Origin of the sequence: Mycetohabitans sp. B3 (assembly GCF_021498065.1) — a bacterium.
Taxonomy (GTDB): Bacteria; Pseudomonadota; Gammaproteobacteria; order Burkholderiales; family Burkholderiaceae; genus Mycetohabitans.
This window is the reverse complement of sequence record NZ_JAHLKN010000007.1, coordinates 1-5789: the sequence shown is the minus strand read 5'-3', so window position 1 is coordinate 5789 and position 5789 is coordinate 1. Positions and strand designations below refer to the sequence as shown.

The window sequence follows — 5789 nt, the reverse complement described above, 5'->3', positions numbered from 1 at the left end:
CGATGAGGTCGCTGCCTTTCACGTGCAACTCGTTGCCCGCCTCGATCGTCACGCTGTCCTTGACCGAACCGACCACGCTGCCGTGATGCGTGAGCGACGAGGATTGCGCCTGGTCCGATTGCGCGCGCGAGCCAATCGTCACGGCCAGTCCGTCTCCGGCTAGCAGGCCCGATTGACGGTGGCGGTAGTCATTCGATTCCTGCGCCGTGCTTTGCGCGGTACCGATATTCACGTTGTTTGCCGCCGCCAATGCCGTGCCATGCGTGCTCACCACGGCACTGCCCCGCACGTTCAGGTCATGACCCGCTGATACGCTCACCGTCTCACCTGACACCAGTGAGCCGTGCGCGTTGCTGCCCGCATAACTGCGCGCAGTATCCGTTGATGAACTTGACAAAAATTTGTCCGCTTCGGAATGGCTGGCTGCATCGCCGCGGGTACGCGTACGCGTCTGGGCGATCGTTACGTCGCCCGACGCAGCTAGGTTCACCGCGCCATTACCCTGTCCTTTCGTGCCGGCCACAATATTTGAACCCAGCACTTCAAGCCGTTTGCCGGACGCAGCTTGACCCGCCACCACCGTGGCACTACCGCCTGTTGACAGCTGGCTAGCTACGTTCGTCTCCACCATATGATTGTCATACGCCCAATCACGACCATGCGCACCGGTCAAATTCACAGCGGCGCGATTTGTCGCGCCCCGGATGGTGACATGACCAGCGCCGACAAGCGCCATATCCGCGTCCGATGTCAGCGTGCTACCCGTCACACCAATATCGCCACCGCTCGCTACGCCCAGGCTGCCGCCCGTGTGCAGCGCACTGCCCACCTGTGTCGTATTCTGATATGCGCTGGTATTGCGCGCATCGCTGTGCGTCTGAATGGTCGAGCCCGTCTCCACTGTACCGATGTTCACCGCGTGGCCTGCCATCACGCCAAGGTTGCCCCCCGTTGTCACCCGCGCGCCTTTCACCGTCAGGTCATGACCGGCCTGCATCAGCATCTCACCGCTCGCGTTCAGCGTACCGAGCGCGCCGATCGACGTATGCGTCGACGTGCCGGTCGTGAAATGCTGGGCCTCAGTACGAGTGAGCGACTGATTGATGATGTCGCGGCCGGCCATCAAGGCGAGGTTGTCGGCATGGATGGCTCCCCCCAAATTCTGGATGTCGTTGCTCGCAGCCAGTGCCGCATCGCCCTTTGCAGCGATCGTCCCGCCTTGATTCACGATGTCTGTGCCCTTGATCTGAACGGTATTGCCCGAGATCAGTGCGCCGCTCGGCGTCACATCGACGTGGTTCGATTTCGCGAGGTAGACTTGTGGCGCAAGTACCGTCTGCTGGCTACCATCCGCTAGCGTGATCGTTTGATTCACCAACCAGACGATGTCCGTCGTCAGTGCCTCCATCTGGGCGTCCGTTAGCGCTATGCCGGGTTTTAGGCTGAACTGTTTGCCAAACGCCGCGCCATGAGTCATCAGCTGCTTGTATTCGTCCTCGTTGCTGGTAAAGCCCTCCAGATAGCGTTTGCCCGTCAGCTGAGTCACCTGTGCCATGACCAGCTGCGACTCGTAATAGCCGTCACCGATCCGTTTTTGAACGGTTTGCGGGTTCAAATCGAGCTGGCCAAGCATGTAATCACTCGAGACGAACTGGGTATAGCTTGTGAAACGCGGATCAGTGACCACCAGATACGGATGATTGGGTGCCGATTGGATGGTAAACAAACCACTCGTGGGCAACTTCAGTTGAGGCCGGCTAGTGCGCACGCCCGCGACCGTCTTAATTACACCGGGCGTACCTGAGCGCTGTTTTGCGCCCCTCGGGGCGCCCACGCCTTGGCCCTTAAGATCGATATCCGGCAGGCCCAGTGCAGCTGCGTCCGCGCCCACCGGTACGGGCGTCGCCTGCACACTGATATTGCGAGTCTCGCCTGCATCAATGGTGACAGCCTGGTTGCTCGTGACCGTGCCGCCGGCGATGCCAGTCGTGAAGGTGATGGAGGGATTCGTCCACGTAACCCACTGTGCCGGGGTGCCGGGATAGGGATCTTTCACGTGGTTATACCCGGATTGGTTGGTGAATGAATACGTTTTGGTCAACTGGGTTGACGTATTCTTAATCACCGCGGCGCCATGACCATTCGGCACCTTTTGGCCATTGACGTTCAAGTCGCCACCCGCGGCGATCGTGCCATTGTCGTTGTTCACCAGCTCACCGATCGTCAAGTTCATCGCCGCGCCTGAGGTCAACAGCGCGGGCGCACCGCTGTTGGGCGACAATTCGGTCTCGGTCACCGTTTGGTGAGCGATCCGCTGGGTCTCGACCGGCCAATGGCCTTCACGGCGCCTCTCTGTTTCTTTCATAAACTGCGTGTTCGGGTCGGTATAGCCCGGGTAAGTTTCGATTCGCACACAGTCTGTTGTGCAATTACCGTAATGGTTCGAGTAGGCCGTATTGCTAAAACTTCTCAAATAGGTATTTTTTGAAAACTTTTCATCCCACGCGGTACCGCCCTGCTGATCCGGATTCGATTGTCCGTGTTTTACATCATACGCATAGAGTGTCACTTGACCGGCCGGGAGCGTAACCCGCCAATCTTGCTGATACTGGGTTTGATACAGGCCACTATTCTTCCACTCGAACACCGATGCATTCCACGGCAGGTTCACAACAAGCTGAGTCACCCAATAGCCGTCCGGCGTCAGGATCGGTGTCGATGAGATGATATCGGCTGGATTGACATAGTACGCGTGGTGCATGTGCACATTCGCATCTTGGAACGCGGGCGAACTACCTGGCGGAGAGGGCCTCCACCACGGCAACTGGCGCATGGTGTGCGTCGAACTTGACGAACGGGTCTCTGTCTGTACATTTTGACGGATATTGTTGAGCTGACGGGCCGCGATGTTCATCAGACCATGCGCTTCCATCGTCGACGACAAATTGTTCACCGTGTCAATTAGATTAATCAGTCTGCCGCTTGCATCCTTCTGGTCATCTTTCGCGATGTTTAAGTCGCCGAGACTAACAAGCGTTGCGCCGTTCCGGTTCGTGACAGTGTTGGCTCCATAGAGGTTGACCTGCTGCGTGCCCGCCATGACCGCCCGCGCACCATCGTTGACGATCGTGTTCGCCGTGTGCGTGAGTGTGCCGCCGATGATCGAACCCGTGTTCGTCAGATGCTGGCTGGTCGTCGTAACCGCATGGCCGTCAATTTTCCCTTCGTTGATTAGCTCGCCGCTGCCGGCCTCAAGCGTAGTTATCCCCGTGCCAGTCACCCCTTGTATGCCCGACCTGATCTCGCCTCGATTGATTAAACCGTTCGAGCGGGTGGTCAGATTACCGACTGCCGACAGCTTGCCAGTGTTCGTCAGCTGACCCGTCGTTGAGAAGGTCAGATTGCGGTTTGCAGTGATCTGGTTGTTCGCACCGTGCGTGTAGTCGCCTTGCAGTGAAATGGCCGCATCGCGACCGCCGATGAGCTGACCATCGCCGATGAGCGAGACCGCGCTGAGCTTCAGGTCCCGTGCGCTCGCGATGGTGCCGGCATGCTGAGTCAGCACGCCGGTCTGAATCGTAATGTCGCCACTTGAGCCTTTCGGATTCGCGATCTGGCCGCTCGTGTTGTCAAGGCTCGCGACAGTCAGCTTGACCTTCGTCGCGCTGATCTGGCCGTCCACATTCGATAAGACGGCGTGCGGCTGCTCGACGGTCAGCATACCATCCGCCGTGAGTTGGCCCGCATTGGTAAGCTGGTCCGTATTCTTAAAAGTCAGGTCCCGATCGGCGACAATTTGGCCATTCGCGCCGTTTTGCACGGCGGCGCTGTCGATCGTCACGTTCCCTTTGCCGCGAATAACACCCCTATGGGTCTGGCCGTTCGTATTGGCATTATGGAGCGACGCGGCCTTAATCAACGTGTGAACCGTACCGGTGTCGGCGATTTGGCCATTCGTATTGTCGAGCTCTTGGGCGGATACGGCGAGCGTGCCGGTGGAACTCAGGTTGACGAGCTTGCCCTCTTGATTGAAAAGCGTGTCGGCGGACGATACTTCGAGCCCATTCCCGCCTTGCACGACACCTTGATTGTTTTTAAACGTCGACGCAGAGGTAAGTGTGACGGAGCCGGTCTTCGTACGGATGACACCGCCGGTATTGTCAATCGATTGACCGTCCACATTGAGCACACTGGCCGAGTCAATCAAACCACTAAGGTTTGTCAGCGTGCTGGCGCCAGTCACTTTCAGTGTGCCGCTGCCGCCGTGATAAAGCGTGCCGCTATTGTTCGTCAAGCTGCCTGCTTCAGACTTGAGCGTTAGATTTTCGCCGTTGCTTCGAATCGTGCCCAATGTATTATCGAACTTGTGGGTTATGCGAACCACTGTATCGCCTTTGCCCGTTTGTGCAATCACCCCTTTCTCATTCGTGAGCGAATCGGCCGTCACATTTAACCGTTTCGCGCTCAGCGTACCGTCATTGTTATTGATGGACTGGCCGCTGACCTTCAGCATTCCTTTCGCCGTGACGCGACCTCTGTTGGTGAGCGTGCCGGCCTGCACTTTGACGTTGCCATTGCCGCCAATCACGCCGCCTTGATCACCCATCACCGTATGACCCGCCGCGTTCGTCAGTGGGCCCACCGTCGTCACCGACAGCTCATCATCGCTTTTCGATGTGACGCGCCCAGCCGTATTATCCAGTGAGCCGGCCTTCACGAGGACACGCCCGGCTGCTCGCGCGAGCCCGCGCAGATTGTCCATCTTCCCCGCTACGTCGATATCCAATGTCGATTCTGAAAAAATCTGCCCGTCCTGATTCAACAATGCCGCGGCGCGGATCGTCTGCGTGTCGCCTGACGACAGCTTGCCTTGGTTATGGTTCACTACGCCATCGTCCGCGATGATGCGCGCAGTGCCTTGTGACACCACTTTCGCGCCGGTCAGGTCGATATCGCCAGACTTCGCGTAGAGTTCCAAATGACCGTCGGTAAGTGTGTTGCTGTGCTTCAGGTCAACGGCGGCACCTTCAAGCGTCATGTTGCCGCCCGCCAATTGATGGCCTGTGGCGACCAGTGAACCGGTGGCCTTGACCTCGAGCTCGCCTGCGCTGTCGATCACGCCGTCGGCATCGGCTCCGGCGCCCAACCCACCGCTTGAGTTCACCCTGTGCGCTTCGACCTTCAAGTTGCGTTGGGCTGCGAGCGTACCGACATTACTCAGCAAACTCGCGCTTGAAACCGACACGTCTTGTTTGCCGTAAAGCTTGCCATCATTTTGAATGTCAGCCTGCGCGCGCACGCTTAATAGACCGCTTGCATTGGTTTGACTCGTTGGCGTGAGCGTGAGCTTGCCGTTTGCGCACAGCGTCAAATCACCGGCCTGCGCGCTAATCGTACCCGCGCTGTGCACTCCCACACCGTGTTCGGTGCCAACCATCACAATCCGATCGGCGTACATACCGCCGAGTTGGCCAACGTCAATCGATACGCTTGGCGCCGGCCCGTCGCCTTGAATGGTCGTGGCCGCTAGCGTAGCGTAAGGCACTTGGTTCGCGCCGCTCACCACGTTCAAGTTTTTGGCGCGAATTTCGGTGTTCACCTGCACCGCGCGTGCGATCAGGTCCACTTGATCGATGTTCAACGCATTAAACTTTGCACCATGCACAGTCACCAGCCCACGCGACACATTGAAGCCGGCTAGCGAGCCGTCTGCGCCATAGTACGGTTGTCCGGTCGTTAGCGTCGCCCGGCTCGTGTTAATAAAGCCCCCGCCGTTCACGATAATGCCC

The 5789-nt window shown here is 58.2% G+C and carries 1 protein-coding gene; it reads right to left on the bottom strand.

Going from position 1 to position 5789, the window contains the following annotated elements; genetic code table 11:
- Positions 1-5789: S-layer family protein (locus tag KQH55_RS01525; protein WP_235090064.1), on the bottom strand; the 5789-nt coding region annotated here is incomplete at both ends.